General features: G+C 37.6%; 23 protein-coding genes and 1 tRNA gene. 16 read left to right on the forward strand and 8 right to left on the reverse strand.

The features are described 5' to 3' along the window. Positions 1 to 9 precede the first annotated feature (9 nt). Positions 10 to 1,491, forward strand: coding sequence for an aldehyde dehydrogenase family protein (locus MHI34_RS09910; RefSeq protein ID WP_342504462.1), 1,482 nt, complete (start codon positions 10 to 12; stop codon positions 1,489 to 1,491). 69 nt (positions 1,492 to 1,560) lie between these two features. Here the strand turns inward: MHI34_RS09910 and rpoN are convergent, their stop codons facing one another. Further along, the gene (gene rpoN, locus MHI34_RS09915; protein ID WP_340812218.1) at positions 1,561 to 2,847 is read right to left on the reverse strand and encodes an RNA polymerase factor sigma-54; all 1,287 of its coding nucleotides are present in this window, start codon (positions 2,845 to 2,847) and stop codon (positions 1,561 to 1,563) included. Between the two features lie 176 nt (positions 2,848 to 3,023). Next, positions 3,024 to 4,088, reverse strand: a complete 1,065-nt coding sequence (locus MHI34_RS09920) for a Xaa-Pro peptidase family protein (RefSeq protein WP_342504384.1) — start codon at positions 4,086 to 4,088, stop codon at positions 3,024 to 3,026. A 136-nt stretch (positions 4,089 to 4,224) separates the two neighbouring features. On the opposite strand from MHI34_RS09920, the gene MHI34_RS09925 reads away from it, so the two are divergent. After that, positions 4,225 to 5,907, forward strand: a complete 1,683-nt coding sequence (locus MHI34_RS09925) for a peptide ABC transporter substrate-binding protein (RefSeq protein WP_271911090.1) — start codon at positions 4,225 to 4,227, stop codon at positions 5,905 to 5,907. A 423-nt stretch (positions 5,908 to 6,330) separates the two neighbouring features. Here MHI34_RS09925 and MHI34_RS09930 read toward each other — a convergent pair whose 3' ends face one another. From MHI34_RS09930 to opp3b, 4 genes are read right to left on the reverse strand one after another with little or no spacing between them, the layout of a single operon-like run. After that, positions 6,331 to 6,696: a DUF3899 domain-containing protein gene (locus tag MHI34_RS09930; protein ID WP_231744985.1), complete on the reverse strand. Its 366-nt coding sequence runs from the start codon at positions 6,694 to 6,696 to the stop codon at positions 6,331 to 6,333. Next, complete coding sequence (locus MHI34_RS09935) at positions 6,693 to 8,684, reverse strand: ABC transporter ATP-binding protein (protein WP_342504385.1); 1,992 nt, start codon at positions 8,682 to 8,684, stop codon at positions 6,693 to 6,695. Before MHI34_RS09935 ends, MHI34_RS09930 begins: the two co-directional genes overlap by 4 nt. Positions 8,685 to 8,697: 13 nt before the next feature. Next, the gene (gene opp3C / locus MHI34_RS09940; RefSeq protein WP_340812213.1) at positions 8,698 to 9,729 is read right to left on the reverse strand and encodes an oligopeptide ABC transporter permease; all 1,032 of its coding nucleotides are present in this window, start codon (positions 9,727 to 9,729) and stop codon (positions 8,698 to 8,700) included. Next, positions 9,726 to 10,655 carry an oligopeptide ABC transporter permease gene (opp3b, locus tag MHI34_RS09945; RefSeq protein WP_342504386.1) on the reverse strand — a complete coding sequence of 310 codons (930 nt, stop codon included), beginning with the start codon at positions 10,653 to 10,655 and terminating at the stop codon, positions 9,726 to 9,728. The genes opp3C and opp3b overlap by 4 nt, the downstream gene beginning before the upstream one ends. A 150-nt stretch (positions 10,656 to 10,805) precedes the next feature. Here opp3b and MHI34_RS09950 point away from each other — a divergent pair. The 6 genes from MHI34_RS09950 to tsaD all read left to right on the forward strand — a co-directional run bounded on the left by MHI34_RS09950 (position 10,806) and on the right by tsaD (position 14,490). Further along, positions 10,806 to 10,881: transfer RNA gene (locus MHI34_RS09950), tRNA-Asp, on the forward strand. A gap of 470 nt (positions 10,882 to 11,351) precedes the next feature. Then, on the forward strand, positions 11,352 to 11,690 hold the full coding sequence (locus MHI34_RS09955) for a hypothetical protein (RefSeq protein ID WP_036119013.1): 339 nt from the start codon (positions 11,352 to 11,354) through the stop codon (positions 11,688 to 11,690). A gap of 185 nt (positions 11,691 to 11,875) precedes the next feature. Continuing rightward, positions 11,876 to 12,325, forward strand: coding sequence for a tRNA (adenosine(37)-N6)-threonylcarbamoyltransferase complex ATPase subunit type 1 TsaE (gene tsaE / locus MHI34_RS09960; protein WP_036119017.1), 450 nt, complete (start codon positions 11,876 to 11,878; stop codon positions 12,323 to 12,325). Then, positions 12,322 to 13,029, forward strand: a complete 708-nt coding sequence (tsaB, locus tag MHI34_RS09965) for a tRNA (adenosine(37)-N6)-threonylcarbamoyltransferase complex dimerization subunit type 1 TsaB (RefSeq protein ID WP_342504387.1) — start codon at positions 12,322 to 12,324, stop codon at positions 13,027 to 13,029. The genes tsaE and tsaB overlap by 4 nt, the downstream gene beginning before the upstream one ends. Then, positions 13,022 to 13,474, forward strand: a complete 453-nt coding sequence (rimI, locus tag MHI34_RS09970) for a ribosomal protein S18-alanine N-acetyltransferase (protein ID WP_058843572.1) — start codon at positions 13,022 to 13,024, stop codon at positions 13,472 to 13,474. The genes tsaB and rimI overlap by 8 nt, the downstream gene beginning before the upstream one ends. Then, positions 13,474 to 14,490 carry a tRNA (adenosine(37)-N6)-threonylcarbamoyltransferase complex transferase subunit TsaD gene (gene tsaD, locus MHI34_RS09975; protein WP_058843573.1) on the forward strand — a complete coding sequence of 339 codons (1,017 nt, stop codon included), beginning with the start codon at positions 13,474 to 13,476 and terminating at the stop codon, positions 14,488 to 14,490. Before rimI ends, tsaD begins: the two co-directional genes overlap by 1 nt. 441 nt (positions 14,491 to 14,931) lie before the next feature. Here the strand turns inward: tsaD and MHI34_RS09980 are convergent, their stop codons facing one another. Continuing rightward, positions 14,932 to 16,875: an ATP-binding cassette domain-containing protein gene (locus tag MHI34_RS09980; RefSeq protein ID WP_058843574.1), complete on the reverse strand. Its 1,944-nt coding sequence runs from the start codon at positions 16,873 to 16,875 to the stop codon at positions 14,932 to 14,934. Positions 16,876 to 17,128: 253 nt separating this feature from the next. Here MHI34_RS09980 and MHI34_RS09985 point away from each other — a divergent pair, with 253 nt between their 5' ends. From MHI34_RS09985 to tatC, 3 genes are all read left to right on the forward strand, one after another. Continuing rightward, positions 17,129 to 17,764 (forward strand): redox-sensing transcriptional repressor Rex, encoded by a 636-nt coding sequence (locus tag MHI34_RS09985; RefSeq protein ID WP_036119002.1) that lies wholly within the window; start codon positions 17,129 to 17,131, stop codon positions 17,762 to 17,764. Between the two features lie 165 nt (positions 17,765 to 17,929). Beyond that, positions 17,930 to 18,115: a twin-arginine translocase TatA/TatE family subunit gene (locus tag MHI34_RS09990; protein WP_010857065.1), complete on the forward strand. Its 186-nt coding sequence runs from the start codon at positions 17,930 to 17,932 to the stop codon at positions 18,113 to 18,115. A gap of 17 nt (positions 18,116 to 18,132) precedes the next feature. Next, positions 18,133 to 18,957, forward strand: a complete 825-nt coding sequence (gene tatC, locus MHI34_RS09995; RefSeq protein ID WP_036119000.1) for a twin-arginine translocase subunit TatC — start codon at positions 18,133 to 18,135, stop codon at positions 18,955 to 18,957. Positions 18,958 to 19,034: 77 nt separating this feature from the next. On the opposite strand, the gene MHI34_RS10000 is transcribed toward tatC, so the two are convergent. Beyond that, entirely contained in the window at positions 19,035 to 19,799 is a 765-nt protein-coding gene (locus MHI34_RS10000) for a type II CAAX endopeptidase family protein (RefSeq protein ID WP_058843575.1), read from the reverse strand. A 171-nt stretch (positions 19,800 to 19,970) separates the two neighbouring features. Here MHI34_RS10000 and groES point away from each other — a divergent pair, with 171 nt between their 5' ends. From groES to MHI34_RS10025, 5 genes are all read left to right on the forward strand, one after another. After that, entirely contained in the window at positions 19,971 to 20,255 is a 285-nt protein-coding gene (gene groES / locus MHI34_RS10005) for a co-chaperone GroES (RefSeq protein WP_004224358.1), read from the forward strand. A gap of 130 nt (positions 20,256 to 20,385) precedes the next feature. Further along, positions 20,386 to 22,017, forward strand: a complete 1,632-nt coding sequence (gene groL / locus MHI34_RS10010) for a chaperonin GroEL (RefSeq protein ID WP_058843576.1) — start codon at positions 20,386 to 20,388, stop codon at positions 22,015 to 22,017. Positions 22,018 to 22,718: 701 nt separating this feature from the next. Beyond that, the gene (locus MHI34_RS10015; protein ID WP_180957836.1) at positions 22,719 to 23,768 is read left to right on the forward strand and encodes an iron ABC transporter permease; all 1,050 of its coding nucleotides are present in this window, start codon (positions 22,719 to 22,721) and stop codon (positions 23,766 to 23,768) included. Positions 23,769 to 23,772: 4 nt separating this feature from the next. Beyond that, positions 23,773 to 24,534, forward strand: coding sequence for an ABC transporter ATP-binding protein (locus MHI34_RS10020; RefSeq protein WP_036118991.1), 762 nt, complete (start codon positions 23,773 to 23,775; stop codon positions 24,532 to 24,534). Between the two features lie 10 nt (positions 24,535 to 24,544). Next, the gene (locus tag MHI34_RS10025; RefSeq protein WP_036118989.1) at positions 24,545 to 25,555 is read left to right on the forward strand and encodes an ABC transporter substrate-binding protein; all 1,011 of its coding nucleotides are present in this window, start codon (positions 24,545 to 24,547) and stop codon (positions 25,553 to 25,555) included. Positions 25,556 to 25,608: the final 53 nt, after the last annotated feature.

Here is a 25,608-nt window from a genome sequence, read left to right on the forward strand (position 1 = left end):
GGATGAATGATGGAGGCAGTGTTGACATTAAAACCACAAGTAAAGGAATTTCTACAGTCCACAATCGGCTTGTATATCGACGGTGAATACATGCAAGCTCAATCAGGTAAAACATTGAATGTTCTAAATCCTGCTAATGAAGAGGTCATTGCTGTAGTAAGCGAAGCACAGGCAGAAGATATTGATCTTGCAGTAGAAGCTGCTCAAAAAGCATTTGAGGGTGCATGGTCAACGATGGAGGCAGCTGAACGCTCACGAATTATTTATAAATTGGCAGATTTACTAGAAGAACATCGTGAAGAGCTAGCACAGCTTGAATCAATAGACAATGGTAAACCATATCAAACTGCTCTCGCAGATGATGTGGATGGCACTGTTCAGCATTTCCGTTATTATGCAGGGTGGGCGACAAAAATTACAGGACAGACTGTACAAGTATCCAAGGATTACTTAAATTATATTGTACATGAGCCTGTTGGTGTTGTAGGTCAAATTATTCCTTGGAATTTCCCTCTTGCAATGGCGGCATGGAAGCTAGGTGCAGCGTTAGCTGTAGGGTGTACGATTGTCATCAAACCAGCGGCTGAAACGCCATTATCATTATTATATGTAGGGCAATTAATGAAACAAGCTGGTTTTCCAAATGGTGTAGTAAATATTGTACCGGGTACGGGAGAAGCTGGAGAAGCTATTGTTACACATAAAGGTGTAGCTAAAGTAGCCTTCACTGGATCAACAAAAACTGGAATCCACGTGATGAAAAAGGCAGCTGATGAAGTGAAAAGTGTAACATTAGAGCTTGGAGGGAAATCTCCTGCTATTGTGTTACCAGATGCAGATGTACAGGAAGCAATAGAGGGAACTTTTGCTGGAACGATGTACAATCACGGCCAAAACTGTAGCGCATGTACACGAGTATTTGTGCATAGTAGTCTATACAATCAATTTGTTGAACGACTTGCAGAAAAGGCTAAGGCATTGAAGGTAGGACCAGGACTAGATCCGGAAACAGAAATGGGCCCGTTAGTGTCACAAAAGCAATTAAATACAGTCCTTGGTTTTATTGAAAAAGGAAAAGAAGAGGGTGCTCGCTTAGTAGCTGGTGGTAATCGAGCACTCCAAAAGGGATTTTTTGTACAACCAACTATCTTTGCTGATGTACAGGACACGATGACGATTGCTCAGGAGGAGATTTTCGGACCTGTTATGTCTATTCTATCGTTTGAAACAATAGAAGAAGTGATCGTGCGTGCTAATAATAGTAAGTATGGACTTGCTGCAAGCATTTGGACAGAAAATGTAAAAAAAGCACATTATATTGCTAGTAAACTACAGGCAGGAACAGTATGGATTAATGATTTTGGCTTAGAATGGGAAACGATGCCATTTGGTGGCTATAAACAGTCAGGTATTGGTCGTGAAATGGGCGGCGAATATGGTTTGTCCAATTATACTGAGGTGAAAAGTGTATTTGTCAATATGAAGCAATAATAAGTGAGTCTGCTTTAAATTTGTTTAGATGGAAAAGGAGCTACCCCCAATAGATAGCTCCTTTTCTCATTATTTAAACTGGTTTATTTTACGTCTAGCAGAGGAAGGTATGTTCATGTCCTCGCGATATTTTGCTATGGTACGACGAGATATTTCAATTCCCAACGCAGAGTTAAAATACTCAGCTATTTTTTGATCAGAGAAGGGCTTTACTTTATTTTCAGATTTTATATAGTCTGACAGCAATGACTTCACCTTTATTTGCGACACACTATGACCATTTGCTGTTGACAATTTAGAGGTGAATAATTCTTTTAATTCAAATGTGCCAAAAGCAGTTTGTACATATTTATTCGTTGTAATGCGGCTAACCGTTGATTCATGAACATCTATTTGGTCAGCAATTTCACGCAACGTAAGTGGTTGCATGGCATCAAAGCCATATAGAAAAAACTTCTTTTGTTTTTCAATAAGTGCCTTCATGATATTGATCATTGTATTTCGACGTTGTTCAATGCTGTTAACTAACCAATGGTAGTCAGTTAAGTGTTTTTTAAAATAACTCTTCTCTGAGGAATGCGTTTTTATATAAGGAAAGTAGTCAGCGTGAATATTAACTTTTGGTAAATAATAATCATTTAACGAAAAGGTAATCCCACCATCAACGATATCAACAATGATATCTGGTATCGTCATATGTACCAACTCTTGATAAAATAATGAGCTCAGCTTTGGCTGTAGTGATTGTATAAAAAGATAGATCATTTGTAAGTCACTTAGCGATATATCCAGCTCTTTTGAGATTTGTTTCCACTTCTTATTGGCAAGCTCTTCTAGATAATTAGAAATAACGGTTTCAGCATGAGCAGGGCTGTTATGACAATAAATGGTTTGCAATAGTAAACATTCCTTCAAATTGCGTGCACCAATTCCTAAGGGACCAATTGTTTGTAATAAATGAATGCCCTTTTCAATTTCTAGGTCATTATAAGACGTTTGCGTTGAATGCTCATAATAACCATTGTCATCTAAATGATAAATAATATGTTTTAAGAGTTGAATGTCCTTTTCGTTAGAAAATGTTAGCCTGACCTGTTGGAATAGTTCATCACGAACATTTTTTTCACATTTTGTGGCAAGATGCATAATATCAAGATGTCTGCTACTCATTTTTGGAATCTGTAGATGGTCTTTAAGTGTTGGTTCACTTAATTCAATTAAAGGATTAACGAGTTCTTGTTCACGTATATATTGTTCTAATTCCTGAGTTGAATATTGGAGTAGCTCGATTGCCTGACGAAGTTGGGCAGACATAACGATTTGTAATTCTTGTGTTTGCTTAATAGAAAGTTGCATAATAAAACCTCGATTCTCTATCAATCTATCTAACCTTAGAAAATATAGTGACAAGAAATTTTGACATGTGCAACGAAATATATTATAAGCTTCCAATAAAAAGCTCAAAATGTTGAAATGAAAGGTTTTTAAAAAGTGTAAAAAAAGTAAACATCTATAGGATAAGTGTAAAGAAATTATAAAATAATGAGTTCTTTTGGTGAGTGTGTGATCACTTCTACACCGTCTTTTGTAATGATGACATCATCTTCTATGCGAACACCGCCAACTTGTGGAACGTAAATGCCTGGCTCAACTGTAAGTACCATATTCTCTTCTAAGATGTCTTCACAAACTGACGACATGAATATATTTTCATGGATATCTAACCCGATGCCATGTCCTGCTCCATGTCCGTAATTGTCCCCATAGCCTTTAGCTGTAATGTAGTCACGTGTATAGCTATCTGCATTTTGCCCTGTCATACCAGCTTTCATATTAGAAAGAGCATGTTGCAAGGAATCATAAACAATTTGATATATTTCTTTTAATTGTTCAGGTGGCTCACCAACAGCAATAGTTCTTGTCATGTCAGAACGATAGCCTTGATAATAAGCACCAAAATCAAGTGTTAGCATGTCACCTTGCTCAATTATTTTTGAAGATGCTACACCATGTGGTAGAGCAGAGCGATGACCTGAAGCGATAATCATATCAAATGCAGCACTAGTTGCACCGTTTTTTCGCATATGGGATTCCAATTCATTGGCAATTTCGATTTCTGAAACACCCGGTTTAATGAATGTTAAAATATGCTTAAATGCCTCATCTGAAATCCAAGCTGCCTTCTTAATTATTTCAATTTCTTCTGGTGTCTTAATCATACGTAAATTTTCCACAATATTAGATAAAGGCTGTAATGTTGCTGTCAATTTATTAGCCATTAATTGATAGGCGTAATAAGTTACGTGATGTTGTTCAAAGCCAACTGATTGGATTGAATCTTGATCTAAAATCTCTTGAATCGTTTCATATATACGGTTGCGATCAATCTCATGAACCTCGAAAGTTTTACTTTGCTCCGTTGCTTGTTGTGTGTAGCGGAAGTCCACTAATAAAAGTGCGCGCCTATTAGTTACTACAACCGTTCCTGCACTTCCAGTAAATCCTGTTAGATAACGTCGGTTTTGTGCATTTGTGATAATCATTGCGCTTGTATCTTGTGCTTGTAAAGCATTTCGTAATTGTTCTAATTTTGACATGTTGTCATTCCCCCTTTAGTGAAATTATAATGCAAAATCTGTGCCAATTTTAAAAATATTTGGCGTCGGCATGAAAATTGCATAGATTTTTATAGTGCGATTTCATTCGTGCAATAAAATCAAAGGGGTTTTGAGGATGGCTAAAAAAACAAAATGGCTTGTCGTATTGTTAGGATTAATGCTCATTGTATTGGTCGGTTGTTACGGGAAAGAAAACAATACTTCTGGAAATACTACAAATAGTAATGAATCAGACAATGCATCTACTGATGAAGGCGACAATACTGCTGCACAAGAGCTTCATTTAGTTGCAACAGGTGATTTAACGACAATGAGCTCATTGGGGAGTGTAGATGCACTTGCTGTGACGGCAATGAACTCTGTGTTCGAGGGGTTATATCGTATAGGGCCTGAAAATACACCAGTTCCGGGTATGGCAGAGTCACATGAAGTTTCTGAGGATGGTACAGTTTATACATTTAAAATACGCAAGGATGCAGTGTGGAGTAATGGGTCTCCAGTTACAGCACATGATTTTGAATATGCTTGGAAAAGAGCTATAAACCCAGAAACACAAGCAATTTATTCTTACTTAATGTTGGATATAAAAAATGCGGCCAATGTTCAAACAGAAGAGGACCCACTTTATGGAAAGGTAGAGGAAATTGGTATTAAGGCGTTAAACGATGAAACATTAGAAGTGCAACTAAATGCGCCTATTCCGTATTTTATTAGCTTAACGACTTATGCACCGTTTTTCCCATTAAATGAAGAATTTACAGAATCCCAAGGCGATCAATATGCGCTAGAAGCGGCTAATATGATCTATAATGGTCCTTTCCAGATGGAATCTTGGCAACATGGGCAAGGATGGACGTTCGTCAAAAATGAAAGTTATTGGGATAAAGACACTGTCAAGCTTACTAAAATCACACAAAAAATTGTCAAAGATACAGCAACGGCTGTCAATCTCTATGAGGCTGGTGAAATAGACACTGCCGAGTTATCGAGTGAGTATGTCGCTCAATATAAAGACAGTCCAGAGTATTCAACGTTTTTAAAGCCAAATACGTATTTTATTCGTATAAATCACGAAAATCAATATTTAGCTAATCAAAACATTCGTAAAGCCATTGATTTGGCATGGGATAAACAAGGCTTTGCTGATGTGATATTACAGGATGGTTCTATTCCTGCTTATTATTTAGTACCACAGGGATTATCAACAGATGACAAGGGGAATGACTTCCGCGATGGAAACGGTGATATGAATAAAACAGATATCGAATTAGCGAAGGAACTATGGGCTACTGGCAAAAAGGAACTTGGTGTAGACCAAGTAAAACTGGAGTTTTTAACATATGACCGTGCAGAATCTAAGAAAGCTGCTGAATTTATTAAAAATCAATTAGAGACGAATTTAGAAGGCTTAGAGCTAACAATTAATATGCAGCCTAATAAGCAAAAACTTGCATTAGAGGGGGCTGTTGATTTTGACTTAGACTATGGCGGTTGGGGTCCTGACTATCAAGATCCTATGACTTACATTGAATTATTTGAATCAACAGCTTATTATAATCAATCCAACTATAAAAATGAAAAAGTGGATGCATTAATAAAACAAGCGAAAACTACCTCTGATGTTATGGAGCGCTGGGAACTTATGCAGCAAGCTGAAAAATTAATGATGGAAGACGTAGCATTCGCTCCAACATTTCAAAAAGGGTTAAGTCGTTTGACAAAACCATACGTGAAAAATTTATACGAGCATCCATTCTCAGCTGACATAAGCTATAAATGGGTAGAAATTGTAAACTAAAAAATGCTGTCCTCTACTTTCGGAGGACAGCATTTTTTCATGTTGTTGAAAAAGGGCGATGTCAACGGCAGAAAAAGCTATTTTGAAAGGCGAGGGGGTGATTTCCGTTCCGCCAGCGTCCGATGAGCTGCTTCACTCACTGCGTTTGCTCCAGAGTCTCGCCATATGCAAAAGCGTCTTTCCTTATCTTTCATACGAGCCGTAGCGAGCAAAATAGCCCATTATTTGTAGATAGCCTCTTATTTTCAATGTGGAGAAGTGATGAGTGACAACACCCCTCTACCAGACTTTATTTAAAAAACTTTGCTAAAAAGAAACATTTGAGCGAAGCGGCTCGGCGCTCAACCACAGGAAAGCAATTAACCTGCAACGGAAATCCTTTTTCACCTTTCATAAAATTCTATTGATGGTTTTGTTTTTCATTTATAGATAGAAAACTATCGATAAAATGGCTGTTGCGGAACAGCCAAGTATACCCGCTAGTAATAGTGGATAAGTGAAGGTGTAGGAAGGTGCATGAACAAATTCTAAATCTCCATCTAATTCAAAGGCATAGGCACCATTTTTAGTGACACGTGCAAAAAAACGTTTAAAACTATAGGCGATACCATTAAAAAGCCCACCTTGCACAACAAATAATGATGCACCTACAATAGTGAATGCAAGTGAAATAAGGAAAATATTGTTGATCAATGTTAAAAAAGTTATTGGTTGATGGAGGAGCCAAGTATAGCTAAGGGAACTTATGACAATACAGCTAGCAAGTAGGGCTGTGACCTTTATATTCAAAGTGATATACCTCCTTCTTGTGCTAGACGGTATTGGACAAGCTCTTCTTCTGTCAGCATAACAAAGTGACCAGGCCGTATCTCTACAAAGCTTTCACTCTCATAATTTCTGCTAGCTTGATAGGTAGCTTCATTAAAAATAATGCGTTTGCGTTCTCGCTCTAACTTAGGATCTGGCAATGGAATGGCTGATAATAATGACTTCGTATAAGGGTGTACTGGGTGATCATAGAGCTCTTGACTGTCTGCTAGCTCAACGATTTTTCCTCGATACATCACACCAATACGATCACTAATATATTTCACCATCGACAAGTCATGTGCAATAAAAAGATAGGTCAATCCACGTTCCTTTTGTAACTTTTTCAGTAGATTCACTATTTGTGCCTGGATGGACACGTCCAACGCAGAAATAGGTTCATCTGCAATGATGAGCTCAGGTTCTACAGCAAGAGCACGTGCAATACCAATCCTCTGACGTTGTCCACCACTAAGCTCGTGAGGATAACGGTTTGCATACTCCTTTGTTAATCCTACTATTTTTAATAGCTCATATATTTTGGGCTTCCATTCACTTTTTGGTACTTCATGGATGGCCAATCCTTCTGCAATAATATCCACTATTTTCATACGCGGATTAAGGGAAGAATAGGGATCTTGGAAAATCATTTGCACCTTGCTATTGAAAGTTAGTTTGTCTTTTTTTGTTTGATTGTCATTGATATTACGACCATCAACGTGAATTTCTCCGCTAGTAATCGAATTGAGTCCAATTATGGAACGTCCAGTTGTAGATTTACCACATCCTGATTCTCCCACTAGACCAAAAATTTCTCCTTTATAAATATCGAACGTAATGCCATCAACAGCTTTATTAACAGTGTTTTTTCCTAAAGAAAAGTGCTGCTTGACCTCCTTTAATGATAAATATGGATGTTCTTTATCGAATACAGTGGGTGCTTTACTTTTCTCTTGCTGTACCTGTGTAGGCTGTTGATGAATCGGTACTATTTTAGGTGCGTGTTTATGCAATAACCAAGTTGCTGCGAAATGAGTGTCGCTTATTTGAAACATCGGTGGCTCCTCTATAAAGTCAATTTTCAATGCATGTTTATTACGAGCTGCAAAGGCATCTCCAGTAGGTGGCTGAAGCAGGTTTGGTGGTGTTCCTGGAATGGCATACAATGAATTGGTATCAATATCTGGATTAGGCATGGCTGCAAGTAGGCCTTGTGTATAAGGATGTTGACAATGATAAAAAATTTCATCAACTAAGCCAATTTCAATGATTTTTCCAGCATACATAACAGCAACACGATCAGCCATTTTGGCGACAACACCTAAATCATGGGTAATAAAGATAATCGATAAATTCATTTTTTGTTGTATGTTTTTTAGTAATTCTAAAATTTGTGCTTGGATCGAAACATCTAGTGCTGTAGTAGGCTCATCGGCAATAATGATGCGCGGCTCACAAGCTAGCGCCATGGCAATCACTATTCGTTGGCGCATCCCTCCAGAAAATTGGTGTGGGTACTGTTTATATCGTTTATCAGCTTCTTTAATACCGACTAGTTGCAATAGTTCTATAACACGGTTAGTAATTTGTTGGCCACGTAAAGTTGTATGTTTCTTTATACTTTCTGCTATTTGGCGACCAATCGTCATCGTAGGGTTTAAAGCAGTCATTGGATCTTGAAATATCATGGCTATTTCAGCTCCACGAATTGCTCGGATTTTTTGCTCACTGCAAGTAAAAATATTATGTCCGTTATATAAAATGTGTCCACTTTTTAATATCGTTGTCTCAGTTGGATTGAGGCGAAGAAGGCTTTTAGAAGTAACTGATTTTCCTGAGCCAGACTCGCCTACAATGGCTAAGGTTTCACCTTCAAATAAATCAAATGAAATGTTGCGTACTGCTTGTACCTCACCGTTGTATGTGTTGAATGAGACACTTAAATTTTTCACTTCTAATATTTTTTTCATTTAGAGCATCTCCTTATTTACGAGTTTTTGGATCGAATGCATCACGCAGTCCATCCCCGAGTAAATTAAAGCTAATCATAATCAAGCTAATGACAATAGATGAAACAATCATGCCATGTGGATAAATTCGTAGTAATTTATACGAATCATTGACAATTGTTCCTAAAGAAGCTGTTGGAGGCTGTAGCCCTAATCCGATGAAGCTTAATAATGCTTCCGTGAAAATGGCTCCTGGAATAGTAAACGTAGTTGCAACAATAATTGGCCCAAGCGTGTTGGGAATTAAATGCTTCCAAATGAGACGTTGGTTACTAGCACCAAGTGTCCGTGAAGCAAGCACATATTCATATGATTTTAACTTCAATATTTGTGCTCGAACAATTCGAGCCATACTGATCCAGCCTACAATCACCATTGCAATCGTAATCGAAATAATCCCTGGCTTTAAAATAAGAATCAAAAGTATGTTCACAATTAGGCCAGGGATACCAACTAACACTTCAATAATACGTTGCATGATATTATCTGTCCGACCACCATAAAATGCTGAGACAGCCCCATAGGCAACCCCTATAATTAGATCGATGGTTGCTGCTAAAAAAGCAATATAAAGAGAAATTCGTGTTCCTTCCCATATACGCGTCCAAAGATCTCGACCTAATTCATCTGTACCAAACCAAAAATATTCTGCAATCCCTTTTGCTTCATATTGGTCTACGCCTCGACTATCAACACCATTCAAGCCTAAGAAAGAAATATTCTCAAGGACAGGAATTTTTGGAGGTAAATTAGTGCGCGCAATATTTTGTTCATCATAACCGTGGCTATTCATAAAAGGGCCGAAAATGGCAAGTAATATAACGACGATAATAGTACATAACCCAACAATAGCTGCTTTATTTTTCCGCAAACCACGCCATGCATCTTGCCAAAATGATTGCTCAGGACGATAGGTGATATCATCCGTAATATCAGTTTGCGATGCATATTCAAATAACTCCTTTGAATAGCTCTTAGTTATACCTTCTGTCAATTTTATAGTCATGCCTTATCGCCTCCTGTCACACGGATTCGGGGATCAATCAACCCGTATAAAATATCGATGATTAAAATAACGGTTACAAATAGCACCGCATAAAAAATAGTTGTTCCCATAATTAGCTGATAATCGTTGGTAATAATAGAATTAACAAACTGCTCACCTAAACCTGGAATACTGAATATCTTTTCAATAACAAGTGAACCAGTAATAGTGTTAACAGTTAACGGACCAATAATAGTCACGATTGGAATCATGGCATTTCGAATACCATGTTTTGTAATGATAAAAGGGTTTGATAAACCTTTGGCTTTTGCGGTTAAGATGTATTCTTGACTAAGTACTTCTAGCATTTCAATGCGCGTGAAACGAGCAATTGTAGCAACTACTCCAACTGCTAAAGCAATCGTTGGTAAAATAGAATATTCAAAGCCATTCCAAAAGGCAATGGGTAGCCAGCCTAGTTTAACGCCAACCCAATATTGTAGAAAGCCTGCAAAGACAAACGATGGAATCGATATACCTAGTACGGCTAGTATTGTGGCTCCATAGTCAATAATAGTGTTGTGTTTTAGAGCCGCTATAATTCCTAATAAAAGCCCAATAATTGTTCCCACGATAATGGCTTGAAAGCCTAAAATTGCCGATGCACCGATACGTTCCTGAATAATTTTAGTCACTGGTCGATTATCAAAGACAAAAGAAACTCCTAAATCTCCTTGTACAAGATTCGTTAAATAAATGCCAAATTGCACAGGAACAGGCTTGTCTAACCCATATTTTTTGTAAAGTAGCTCTTTTTGAGACTCTGGAAGACGCTCATCATTAAATGGTGAACCTGGCAAAGCTTTCATTAATAAAAATGACAGTAGAATAATAATAAAAAGGGTAATGATCATATAACCAATTCGTGTAAATATGTACCGAACCATGGCACCAACCTCCTACTAAATAGTGTTGTTAAAACTATTAATTTATTTGCAAGATCGATGCCAATTGCAAGAAATTATGTGAAGAAAAAATATGAAAATATATATTGCATAGCTTTTTACTATATGATATATTTATAAATGTCTTAAAGAGGTCCCGTGGTGTAGCGGTTAACATGCCTGCCTGTCACGCAGGAGATCGCCGGTTCGATCCCGGTCGGGACCGCCATTTAAAATTGATATGATCGCTCTTATGTACTGCTACAGTCATAAGAGCTTTTTTTATTTAATAATGATTTTCTTTCAACTTAGCATTTGAGCATGAAATGCATTCAAGCTTATGTTGAAATTGTGAAAGCATCATTTTATAAAGACCCAGTTCATAGGGTAAAAACATAGAGGCTAAAAGCTTTACAATTTCTGAAGCCTTTATGACCAACCTCCCATTGGTTTTAATAAAATAACATCTATTGCCCTAAATAACTCCTCTACTGCTACTAAAAAATCACCCAATCCCAGTGAAGTTAATTGAATTATTGACATGAGCCTAACTTATTGCATATTTTTAACATTATCTAAAAATAGTAAAAATTACCGATAAATGAGGGCGTTTTTATAAGGTAAAATGAGATATGTTTCTAAAATAAAAATTAGGGGTAAAAATTTAGAAGTAATCGGATTGGCTACGGAGGTGTTTATATGAGCAAAGACCATTTCTTAAAACGTCTTTATTTACCTTTGCTTATTGGTTCCATGATTATGATGGTAGGCTGTGGAGATCCTATTATAGAGATTGAAGAAGCAAATACGTATCACTGGCAAAAAAATATGAACGAAGTAGAATTTGAGAAATTAAAAAATGATATGTCATATATTGAGGTAGTAGAGACAGCAGGCGGCGCAGGTAAAAAGGTTAAAAATAATGAATATCGTTGGAATGATGAAACCCTGTTGACTCAGGCTTATATAGTGAAATTTAAGGATGATAAATTAATTGCTAAAGAGATCATAGCTGTAAAAGGTCATTCCAATAGATAGTTGACACGTCTTCATAAGAGAAGACGTGTTTTTGTTTGCATTTAGGTTACCTAACTATTGTCATCACAGAACAGGGCTTTTTAACAAGCACAATCAAAGCAGGTATAAATGATATTGGATGCTTTGAACATTTTCGTTAGTTTAGGTAAACTAGAGGTAATGTAGTGATGAGAGGAAAAAAGAATATGTATGAAATAATCATGAATTCAGTTGATGATACAGAACGTTTTGCCATTAAACTTGCCAATATACTAGAAGCTCAAGATACGATTACATTAGAAGGGGATCTAGGTGCTGGCAAGACAACATTTACGAAAGCCTTGGCAAAGGGACTTGGGGTCAAACGAACAGTCAACAGTCCAACATTTACGATTGTTAAGCAGTATGAGGGGAGATTACCGTTTAATCATTTAGATGTGTATAGGTTAGCAGAAAGTGATGAAGATCTTGGCTGGGATGAGCTGTTTTATGGAGATGCAGTTTCAGTGGTCGAATGGGCGCATTTAATTGAACAGGATTTGCCACAGGATCGCTTAGCGATAGAGATTTACCGAATCGGAGAAAATGAACGACGCTTTGTGTTAATACCTCGTGGAGAACGCTATGAGGCACTATGTGAGGAGCTAATGAAATGATTTGGTTAGGAATAGAAACAGCAAATACACCACTCTCCATTGCAGTTGTGAAGGATGGCAAAGTGGTGGCCGAGATGGTACAAAACATAAAATTAACACATTCTGCAGGTGCAATGCCGGCGATTGAAGAAATCTTGGCACGAATAGGGTTAAAACCGAATGACTTGGATGCGATTGCAGTGTCTGAAGGGCCAGGTTCTTATACAGGTGTTCGTATAGGCGTGACATTAGCAAAAACCCTAGCATGGACATTACAGAAGCCTTTAGTTGGTGTATCTAGCTTAAAGACATTGGCTGCTAATGCTGCTCTTTACAACGGATTGATTTGTCCAATTATTGATGCTAGAAGAGGCAATGTTTACACAGCTGTTTATCAGGGCGAGACATTAGAGGTCCTTGTGGAGGATCATCATGTACATATTGATGATTTATTAGTGCGTTTAAAGGCATTAGAGGCGCCTATTCTATTTGTAGGAACAGATGTTGATATATTTTGGGAGAATATTGAGCAGGTGCTTGGTGATACAGCAGTACGTGCACCATTTAGTATTGACTTGCCACGCGCAACGGAAGTCATTCGTGTAGCAACGAAATTAGAGTTACCTAGAGTCGAAGCTATCCATCACTTTGTTCCACAATATAAACGGATTGCAGAAGCTGAGGCGAACTGGCTGAAAGAACAGAAGGAGAAGGAACATGAGTAGGAATGTAACTTATCGTAAAATGGTTTCTGACGATGTGCCAACGGTTTATGAAATTGAAGTGACTTCATTTCCAGTGCCATGGACGTTAGATTCCTTTTACTACGAAGTGCATGAAAATCAGTATGCGCATTATGTGCTGGCTATAGATGAAAATGACAGTATTATTGGTTTTTGTGGGATGTGGATGGTCATAGATGCAGCTCAAATTACAAATGTAGCTGTTATTGAGGAGGCACGTGGCCGAGGGATAGGCGAGGGGTTAATGCGTGAGGCGATGCAAATAGCTCGTTTACATGGAATGGAGGTCATGACGTTAGAGGTACGTGTAACAAATATGGTTGCACAAAATCTCTATCGCAAGCTTCAATTCCAAGATGGTGGCATACGGAAAGGCTATTATACTGATAACGGGGAGGATGCCCTTGTCATGTGGGTGAATTTATAATGAATAATGGATTGATATTAGCAATAGAATCAAGTTGTGATGAAACAGCTGCAGCGATTATTCGAAATGGTCATGAAATTGTGTCGAATGTTGTGGCTTCTCAAATAGAAAGTCATAAGCGATTTGGTGGGGTTGTACCTGAAATTGCATCACGTCATCATGTTGAACAAATTACAGTAGTAATAGAAGAAGCACTGGCACAAGCTAATTTAAAGCCAGCCGATTTAGATGCAGTTGCTGTTACAGAGGGCCCAGGTCTTGTAGGGGCATTATTGATTGGCATTAACGCAGCTAAGGCTTTTGCTTTTGCTAACAGCTTGCCGATTGTTGGCGTCCACCATATTGCAGGACATATTTATGCCAATGCACTTGTTCAGCCAATGGAATTTCCTTTGTTGGCACTTGTCGTATCAGGTGGTCATACAGAGCTTGTTTATATGAAGGAACATGGCTCCTTTGAGGTCATTGGTGAAACACGAGATGATGCAGCTGGTGAAGCCTATGATAAAGTGGCACGCGTTTTAAACTTACCTTATCCAGGTGGACCACGTATTGATCAGCTTGCTCATGAGGGTGAAGAGGCTGTTCCTTTTCCAAGAGTTTGGTTAGAGGAGGGTTCTTATGATTTTAGCTTTAGTGGCTTAAAATCAGCAGTCATCAATTATAAACACAATATGGATCAACGAGGCGAAGCTATTTCGCCAGCAGCCGTTGCTAAAGGTTTTCAGGAAAGTGTTGTCGAAGTACTGACAGCGAAAACATTGCGTGCTGCTCGCGAATATCAGGTGAAGCAGGTCATAGCAGCTGGTGGTGTAGCAGCGAATAAAGGTCTGCGAAGCGCTTTAGAGGCTGTATTTGCCGAGGAAGGTATCCCATTTTTTGTACCACCACTCAAATTGTGTACAGATAATGCGGCAATGATTGGAGCAGCAGCCATGCCAATGTTTGAGGCGGGGGTTCGAGGAAACTTAATGATGAATGGACGTCCCGGAATGGAGTTAAAATCTTGGGTGTAGCAGTAAATGAAGGAGGTATCTTATTGAAGATATCTCTTTTTTTGATTGTCGAAAATTTGTTGATAAAAAATGAACGTTGCGAAGAGAATAATAATATTCAACACGTTAATTGACAAATTTTTCAGAAAATTATCCACAGGTAATGGAGCGAACTAAGTACCGAACACGCGTACTTATGCACAATATGTTGATAACTTGTGCATAACTTGTGATTATTCAATATATAGTAGCATGTTTTACAAGGGATGATGTGGATAAAATAATTTTTGATTGTGGACAATGTGGAAAACTCTGTTGATATGTTGGTATTACTAGATTTATAGTGTGTATAAAACTGTGGGCACTTTTTGTCGAAAAATAGCACTTGACCAATATATATGAAAAATAAAGGTGTGTAAAGAAAAAAGCCATGCGGCGAGGCACATGGCTTAAAATCAGTAACTACATATTCATATTTTCAAGTTCCTCATTTAGCTCTAACCATTCTAATTCCAATCGCTCATGCTGTTCTTTAGCAGTAGCTAATTCGTCTTGAAGCTGTGAAATTTTTTCGTGATCCGTGAAAATTGCAGGGTCACAGAGAGCTTCCTCGAGTCTATCAATGATAGCTGTTGTTTCTTGCATCTTCACTTCTAGTTCTTCAATAGTACGTCTAATTTGACGTTCGCGTTTTTTTGCCTCTTTATCAATTTTAGAGGTAGAAGTCTTATCAGGTAGGTCTTGCTGTACTTGTAGTTGGGAGGCAGCCTTCATTTGCGCTAGCTCCAACAGTTCCTGTTTTTTCTCTACATAATAATCATAGTCACCTAAATATTCAAATGACCCAGTTCCAGACAACTCCACCACTTTCGTTGTGATACGATTAATGAAGTAGCGGTCATGGGAGACAAATAGAAGCGTTCCAGGATAATCAATCAGTGCATTTTCCAGAACCTCTTTACTATCTAAGTCTAGATGGTTTGTAGGCTCGTCGAGAATTAAAAAATTGGCCTTTTGCATCATTAATTTTGACAGTGCAAGGCGTGCTTTTTCACCGCCTGATAAAGAGGATACGGTTTTATCCACATCTTCTCCACTAAATAGGAAGCGTCCTAAGACAGTGCGAATATCTTTTTCATTCATGAGCGGCCATTCATCCCATAGCTCTTTCAAGACACTTTTATTGCTTGAAAGCTTTGCTTGCTCTTGATCATAATAGCCAATTTGTACATTAGTACCATAACGAATAGCACCTGCAAGAGGTGTTAAATCTTTCACAATTGTTTTTAATAATGTTGATTTACCAACCCCATTTGGTCCAACAAGGGCTATCCGATCCTCGCGAAAAGTGCGCAGGTTAATACCACTAGATATTAGCTGATCATCATAGCCGATTGTTAAATCATCGACGGATAAAACATCATTACCACTTTGACGTTCGATAGTAAAACCAAAACTAGCGGATTTCTCATCACCATCTGGCGATTCCATCCACTCAGTTCGTTCAAGCATTTTACGTCGACTTTGTGCCATTTTTGTTGTAGAGGCACGTGCAATATTCTTTTGGATAAAATCTTCTAGCTTGGCCTTTTCATCTTGCTGACGCTCAAAAAGTTTGACATCGCGTTCATAGGTTTTAGCCTTTTCATCTAAATAAGCACTGTAATTGCCTGTATATTTTGTAACACGATGACGTGACACCTCGTAGACAATGGAAACGACTTGGTCTAAGAAGTAGCGGTCATGGGAAACAATTAAAATAGCTCCTTCATAGCTCTTTAAATAAGATTCCAACCAAGATAATGTTTCGATATCTAAATGGTTCGTAGGCTCATCGAGAATTAAAAGGTCTGGTTTACTAAGTAAAAGCTTAGCCAGTGCTAAACGTGTGCGTTGTCCACCAGATAGTGAGCTGATGGGTTTATCATAGTCTTCGGGATAGAACTGCATTCCATGAAGCACTGAACGTATGTCCGATTCATATTGATAGCCGCCAGCATCCTTAAAAGTATGCTGTAGTTGATCGTATTCCGACATAACTTTCGCATACAGAGTGGAATTTTCGTAAACGGTAGGATCAGCCATCTGCTGTTCGAGCGAGCGGAGCGTTTGTTCTTGAGCTAAAAGCGGTTCGAAAATGGTCATCATTTCATCCCAAATAGTTAACGTAGAATTTAATCCAGCATGTTGCTCTAAATAGCCAACCTGAACGCCCTTTGGGATAATGATATCCCCAGAGTCATAGGACATTTGACCAGCGATTATTTTTAATAAAGTCGATTTACCTGCACCGTTTCGCCCTACTAAGGCAACGCGATCACGGTGTTGAACTTCTAATTTAACACCACTTAAAATTTCATCTGCAAGAAAGGATTTAGTTAGTTGATTGACCTGTAAAACAATCATTCTTGACACCTCAATTCTACCTTAGTGTAATGGATGAACGATTTGCATGCAATGTAGGTGCTTTACTTATTCCTAGCAGTCATGTAAGATTGAAACGATTTCTTTTTAGTTAGTTGCGTACAAAGCGCCATTAACTAAAGAGAAATACGCTAGTGGATTGCAAAAATGTTGTATATAGTTAAGGATAAATGTATTAAAATTAGTAGTTAAATACAGTAAAATTGATTGAGGTTCATCATAAGGAGGAGAAAGTTTGAAACAAGAATTAAAAATCCCACAAGCCACTACAAAAAGACTTCCTCTTTACTATCGATTTATTCAAAACTTTGCACAAGAAGGTATGGAACGTATTTCGTCGAAGGAACTGAGTGAAGCGATGAAAATAGATTCTGCAACGATTCGCCGTGATTTTTCTTATTTTGGCGCTCTTGGTAAAAAGGGCTATGGCTATGATGTGCAGCATTTATTACAATTTTTTAGCCAGACGCTTGATCAACATGAAGCGACAAAAGTAGCGTTAATTGGCGTGGGGAATTTGGGCAGTGCATTATTAAAATATAATTTTCAAAAAAACCATAATACACATATTGTCGTAGCATTCGATTCTAAAGCACCGAAGGATGGCAAAATGATTAGTAATATTCCTGTTTTTCATCCAGATTTGCTGGAGGAGAAGTATGCTGAATACGGTGCAGAGCTTGCGATTTTAACCGTTTCACCACGCTCCGCACAAAAAATGGCGGATCGTTTAGCAGCAATGAATGCAAAAGGTATTTTAAACTTTACACCAGAACGGTTAACAGTACCAGATAGAATGCAGCTCTTAACCATTGATTTATCGGTAGAATTGCAAGCGCTTATCTATTTAATTCGTAATCAGGAAGTGTGAAAATAATACATATTTTTAAGTGTAATTCACCATTTCTGTCAAATAATATTTTTTAATAAAATGCGGGTAAACCTATGAGAGAGACGAAAAACTTTCACATATAATTAGTTAGCAAAATGGCGAAATATGCGTTAAAATGATGGATATAAAGAGGAGGTGGCTGTAATGGGTGGAATTGGTCCTATGAGCCTCATTATTATCGGAATTGTCGCGTTATTAATTTTTGGCCCTAAGAAGTTACCAGAGCTTGGTAAGGCATTTGGTTCAACACTACGTGAATTCAAAAATGCTACTAAAGGTTTAGCCGACGAAGATGATGATGACAAGAAAAAGAAAGAACTAGATAAGTAAGTTAGGATGTTTGAGGAATGAATCCAAAAGATCTAACTGTCATTGAGCATATAGAAGAATTAAGAAAACGGCTGTTCATTGTTGCCGTTTTCTTTGTTCTCGCTATGGCTGGCGGCTTTTTCGTCGCAAAGCCGCTTGTTAAATACCTTCAAATGACTGGAGCAAAATATAATATTGAGCTTCATGCATTTGACGTAGTCACACCACTTGCAATTTATATCCAAGTTGTTTTTATAATTGCCTTTATTCTTTCATCGCCAGTGTTGATGTATCAATTGTGGTCGTTTATTAGCCCTGGATTAAGAGAAGTAGAACGTAAAGCCACTCTAAGCTATATACCATATTCATTTCTATTGTTTATTGCAGGGTTATCTTTTTCGTACTTTTTACTCTTCCCGTATGTCATAAAATTCATGATGAATTTATCGAATGATTTGGAGATACAGCAAACCATTGGTATACATGAGTATTTTACATTTTTGTTTAAGCTTACAATACCCTTTGGTTTTCTATTCCAGTTACCGATTGTTGTTTTATTCTTTTCGCGAATTGGTATATTAAGTCCAGATTTACTAATTCGAATTCGTAAATATTCATACTTTGGTTTATTTGTATGTGCAGCGATTATTGCACCGCCTGAGTTGGCGTCACATTTAATGGTTTCTGTGCCATTGTTTATCTTGTATGAAATTAGTATTATGATTTCTCGGATTGGTTATAAGAAATATCTTAAATCAGAGGAAATTCGTTTAAAAGAAGAACAGGAAGCGGAGCAAAAGCGTCAAATTGAAGAGGCGCTTGAGCAGCAACGACGACAAATAGAAGAATTGAATCAACAGTAATAGATAAAGCTCGGTGCCCTCAATGGGACACCGAGCTTTTGTGTTCTAATTCCGCTTTACGATGACTTTACAAAAAATTATTGCATTTTTTCTAGTTCTTGAAGAAACTTTTGCAATGGCTCTGCATAGAATTGTACAAGTGTCACAAATCCATTAAGCATAACGTGTGCGATAATAGAAGTCCAAATGCGTTTTGTTTTGTGATATAAAAAGGCAAATATTAAGCCACAAATGGTATAAAGCAAGATATGCGAGAAGTCGAAGTGGATAATCGCAAAGAATATGGCACTTACTATAGCCGCCACCCAGAAATTTGTTGTTTGGACAAGCGAGCCAAATATGACTCTGCGGAAGACGAATTCTTCTAAAATAGGCCCAAATACAACAATCGCTAATATAGCAACGGGAGCACCTTGAGCTATAGCGACGATATCTGCGGTATTTTGGGAACCTCCTTCGATACCGAAAACAGCCATCTCAATAGCGGCACCAATCATTTGACCAAAAAACACGAGGAAGAAACCGAAGATTCCCCAAACAATTGTAAGAGGGATCGTTTCCTTTTTTCCTTGATAAATGTTCCAAAAGGCTTTATCACGAGATGTTAGGATTAAGCTTAAAATGAGCGCAATAGCAAAACTAAGGGCAATATACCAGCCTTGAGTAATGGGAGCCGCTTGTTCAGAAGCTAGACCAGTTATCTTCATAACGAGCTTATGAAACGGTAAGAGCAGCCATCTGCTTGAAATCTGCATCAAGATATAAATTAATAAGACATACAGGGCTGTTTTTTTATGTTTCGTTATTTTTTGAGAATTAGTCACAGTCAAAATCCTTTCCATTCATATGCTTCCTTTCTATTGTAGAGGAATATGGAAAGAAAACAAAATTTTTCGAAGTTCTGGCTTGCAAAAAAAAGTGTGATTGATTATCATAATAATTGTGTTAGCACTCATTGATATAGAGTGCTAATAAATTTTAACAATTATTTAATTATTAGGAGGTTGTTTCACTTGTTAAGACCACTAGGAGATCGTATTGTAATTGAACTAATCGAGGTAGAAGAGAAATCTGCATTCGGTATTGTACTACCTGACTCTGCAAAAGAAAAACCACAAGAGGGTAAAGTAGTAGCAGTTGGGACAGGTCGTGTATTAGAGAACGGGCAACGTGTAGAGCTTGACGTTAAAGTTGACGACCGCATTATTTTCTCTAAATACGCTGGAACAGAAGTTAAATTTGAAGGTAATGAATACCTAATTTTACGCGAAAGCGATATTCTTGCAATTATTGAATAAGTACATTATTCACACCTTAAATAAAGGTGAAGGCTTATTGTTTGTTTAACGAAAATGACAATAAGATGAAATTGATATAAATATATTGAAGAAGCTTAACGAATATTCCATTTCAGGAGGGTAAATTCTCATGGCAAAAGATATTAAATTCTCAGAAGACGCTCGTTCATTAATGTTACAAGGTGTAGATAAATTAGCGAATACAGTAAAAGTAACATTAGGACCAAAAGGGCGTAATGTTGTTTTAGAAAAAAAATTCGGTTCACCACTTATTACAAATGATGGTGTAACAATCGCTAAAGAAATCGAGCTAGAAAACCCATATGAAAACATGGGGGCAAAATTAGTAGCAGAGGTTGCTTCTAAGACAAATGAAATCGCTGGTGACGGTACAACAACAGCAACAGTATTAGCACAAGCAATTATTCGTGAAGGCTTGAAAAACGTTACGGCTGGTGCAAATCCTGTAGGTATCCGCAAAGGTATTGATAAAGCAGTTGCTGCTGCACTTACAGAATTACACGCTATTTCTCGTCCAGTAAGCAATAAAGAAGAAATTGCACAAGTTGCTGCTATTTCTGCTGCAGATGATGAAGTTGGACAACTGATCGCTGAAGCAATGGAGCGTGTTGGTAACGACGGCGTTATTACAATCGAAGAATCTAAAGGCTTCACAACAGAACTTGATGTAGTAGAAGGTATGCAGTTTGACCGTGGCTATGCTTCACACTACATGGTAACTGACACAGATAAAATGGAAGCGGTTCTTGATAACCCATACATTTTAATTACTGATAAAAAAATTACAAACATTCAAGAAGTATTACCATTATTAGAACAAGTGGTACAACAAGGTCGTCCATTAGTAATCATTGCTGAAGACGTGGAAGGTGAAGCACTTGCAACGCTTGTTGTGAACAAGCTTCGTGGTACATTCAATGCTGTAGCAGTAAAAGCACCAGGCTTCGGTGATCGTCGTAAAGCAATGCTTGAAGATATCGCTATCCTAACTGGTGGTCAAGTAATTACTGAAGAATTAGGCTTAGACCTAAAATCAGCGGATATTTCTTCACTTGGACGTGCAGCAAAAGTTGTTGTAACAAAAGACAACACAACAATCGTTGAAGGTGTTGGCGGTGCAGACGCAATCGAAGGACGCATTGGTCAAATCCGTGCACAACTTGCTGAAACAACATCAGAATTCGATAAAGAAAAATTACAAGAACGTCTTGCAAAATTAGCAGGTGGCGTAGCAGTTATCAAAGTTGGTGCTGCAACAGAAACTGAGCTTAAAGAACGTAAACTTCGTATTGAAGATGCCCTAAACTCTACTCGTGCCGCTGTTGAAGAAGGTATCGTATCAGGTGGTGGTACAGCCCTTCTTAACGTCTATGCAGCAGTGGAAAAAGCAGCTGAATCAGTAGACGGCGACGTAGCTACAGGTGTGAAAATCGTTTTACGTGCTTTAGAAGAACCAGTTCGCCAAATCGCTAATAACGCTGGTCTTGAAGGTTCAATCATCGTGGATCGCCTAAAACGTGAAGAAGTTGGCATTGGTTTCAATGCAGCTACTGGCGAATGGGTAAACATGATGGAAGCAGGCGTAGTGGACCCAGCAAAAGTAACTCGTTCAGCTTTACAAAACGCAGCATCAGTTGCAGCGCTATTCTTAACAACAGAAGCAGTTGTAGCAGATATTCCAGAAGCAGCACCAGCAATGCCAGATATGAGCGGCATGGGCGGTATGCCAGGCATGATGTAAGTTTTAGTTTCAGCTAAAATTTTTGACTAAACATAACCACTTTCCATAACTTTATGGGAAGTGGTTTTTATAATGAATAGCTTAAATGTACAGCGCTTGTAACAAGTATATCGCTCTATATTTGTCCCATTTAGTACCCTTTTTCCAATGAGCTCTATTTATAGTCGATGATCCATTTAACAGCAGGGTGATTTCATCATAGCTCCAATAAATTGTTTAAATTCACCTCCATCATCGATTACTGATTTTCCTGTTGCCTACCCTTTAGTCAAGGTAGTTAGGCGAGGGGGATTCCAATTGCAATTCTCCTATAGCTAATTCCTCTAGTTCAACAATGAGATAATCATAAACCAAATAAAACAGACCAATAGTTAAAAATAAAAGCGAGCATTTTCGCATTCAATTGTTGATTATATTTAGTTAATTAGAAATTCCTAAATTTTCTCTTCTATATAATAAATGGGATTTCTAAACTTATTGTTGTGATGCTCAACGAAAAAATAATTTTAGTGAATGAAAGCGCCATTAGTGGATTATTCATCTACTAAATGTATGAATAATCTATAATTAAAAATTTTCCTGTTGTTTTTCAAAAGATTATCACTTACAATACAAAATGAAAATGATAATCGTTATCATTAACTAATAGTTTGTTAGATAGAGGTGAAATCTTGGATAATCAGGAAGCTAACAGAATAGGAATGGGCAATATTTATTATGTTATTATCTTGCTTTTAATAGGCGCCATTTTAATATCTGCCGTTTTTTCTGTATCAATAGGACAAGTCAGCATACCTTTTAAGCAATCAATGGATATTTTGCTACATACTATATCCAACGGGAAGCTTGGCTCGCTTGATAGTGTGGATAGTGAATCCTACTTGAATATTATTTTACAGGTCAGAATGCCTCGTGTGGTTTTTGCATTATTGATTGGCGTTGGACTTGCACTATGCGGGACTGTCATGCAGGCGGTTGTACAAAACCCCCTTGCTGATCCATACATACTTGGTATTTCTTCAGGGGCGTCATTGGGTGCAACCTTTGCCATTCTAGTTGGTTTTGGAAGTAGTGCATTGTTGGCACAGTTTGGGGTAGCCTTTGGAGCATTTGCAGGGGCGATGATTACCTCTATGGCAGTGCTGATCTTATCCAGCATTGGTGGTAAAGCGACATCAGTCAAACTTGTTTTATCAGGTGTTGTCATTGGAGCATTATGTAGTTCTTTTTCAAGTCTTATTATCTTTTTTGCGAATAATGCTGAGGGCATTAAAACCGTTACGTTTTGGTCTATGGGAAGCTTGGCCTCTGCTAGCTGGGATAAAACACCGATTTTAACAATTGTGATTGTGCTAGGGGCTGCGTTATTCCTTTTCCAACATCGTGTGCTAAATACAATGCTACTTGGAGATGAATCAGCTATCACATTAGGTATCAATCTAAGTGCTTATCGCAAATTGTACATGATCCTTACTTCGCTCATTACAGGAACAATGGTTGCTTATGCGGGTATGATCGGTTTTGTTGGTTTAATTATTCCACATATCACGAGAGGCATTTTTGGAGCAGACCATAAACGATTAATGTTAGGAACATTGCTCTTAGGTGGTCTTTTCATGATTTGGGCGGATATTCTGTCTCGAACATTAATCCAAAATGTTGAATTACCAATTGGTATCATTACTTCTGTCATTGGATCGCCATTATTTATCTATATGATTGTAAAAAAAGGTTACAACTTCGGAGGGTAGAACAATGGAATTAGTAGCAAAGGAAATAGAGGTAAAGATCGGCAAAAAGGAAATAGTAAAAAACATATCCATTCATGTGAATAAGCAACAATTTGTGGGCTTAATCGGACCAAACGGATGCGGAAAGTCAACTTTGTTGAAAAGTATTTATAAAAGCCTTGTGCCTCAAAAAGGGATGGTTTTTTTAGATGATTTAGATGTTTTGAAGAGTCCTGAAAAAAAGATTTCTCAGCACTTAGGTGTAGTTGGGCAATTCAATGAAATGCATTTTGATTTAACGGTACAGCAAATGGTGATGTTAGGCAGAACACCTCATAAAAAAATGCTAGAGTCAGATAACCAAAAGGATTTTGACATAGTGGAAGAGGCGTTAACGCGTACGAACTTACAATCCTATAGAGGGCGTAGTTTTCTTTCACTATCTGGTGGCGAAAAGCAACGAGTTATTTTAGCAAGAACGATTGCTCAGCAGCCTAAATTTATGATTTTGGATGAGCCAACAAACCATTTAGATATTCGTTATCAAATCGAAATACTATCCTGTGTTAGAAGTTTAAACATCGGTGTTTTAGCAGCGCTTCACGATTTAGAAATGGCAGCCCATTACTGTGATTATCTCTATGCGGTCAAAGATGGTGAAATCTATGCGCATGGCACACCAGCAGAGGTTTTAACACCGGAAACAATAGAAGCTTTATATCATATTAAATGTCAAACGTTTACTAATCCCGTGACAAACGGATTAGGCTTTGCATATGGACTATAGGAGGAACACCATGAAGAAAAAACTATTATTAGGAATTGGTTTAGCAGCTTTATTAACATTAACAGCTTGTGGTAACACATCAAAAAATACAGCTGAGGAAACACAAACAAAAGATTATTATCCACTGACAGTTGCTAACTTTGCAAAGGCTGAGGGAGGCTCAACGTGGGAAAAGAAAGATCAAGTATTCGATAAAGCACCTGAAAGAATTATGGCTAATACACGCCCAGCAGCAGAATTATTATTACATTTAGGATTAGGTGATAAAATCGTTGGTGTCGGTGCAAACTTTGGTGCAGTCGATAAATCTGTAGAAGAAGAATACGCTAAGTTAAATATTTTAAGTGATGAGTATGTAGGGAAAGAGGTTACATTAGGAACTGATCCTGATCTTGTATTTGGTCGCGGTGGCTTATTTGATAATGCTGAATGGGGCGTAGGGACAGTAGACTCACTTAATGAAATGGGCGTTAAAACATATGTTTTAGAATCATCTGTAACAGGTGGCACATATGATTCTATTTACAAAGATATCGAAAATATCGGTAAAATTTTCAAAGTGCAAGACAAAGCGGATAGCTTTATTAAAGAATTAAAAGGGCGACAACAAAACATTTCTTCAAAATTAGAAAGTATTAAAGAAGAAAAAACTTTTGCTTATTTGCATACAAATGATCCAAAAGAGCTTTTTGTATACCCAGCTCACGATGAAACATTCTTCAATGACGCATTCAAAATGGTTAAATTAGATAACATTTTCAAAGATGAAACAGGCGATGTAAGTGTTGAAACATTAATTGCAGCAGATCCAGATGTATTAATTCTTCCTAACTGGGATGGTTCTGATCTAACAAAAGTACGCGAAGAAATTTATGCAAATCCTAAACTTTCAAGCATGAAAGCTATTAAAAATAAACAAATTTATATCGTAGATTATAATTACATGTTTGGTTATGGCTACAACACAATAGATGGAATGGAAGCATTAGCAAAAGAGATGTATCCAGACTTATTTAAATAAGAGAGTCGATTAGACAGCTTAAAAAAGGGGGAGAAATTATTAATTTCTCCTCC

This window comes from Lysinibacillus sp. FSL L8-0126 (assembly GCF_038630385.1).
Taxonomy (GTDB): domain Bacteria; phylum Bacillota; class Bacilli; order Bacillales_A; family Planococcaceae; genus Lysinibacillus; species Lysinibacillus fusiformis_D.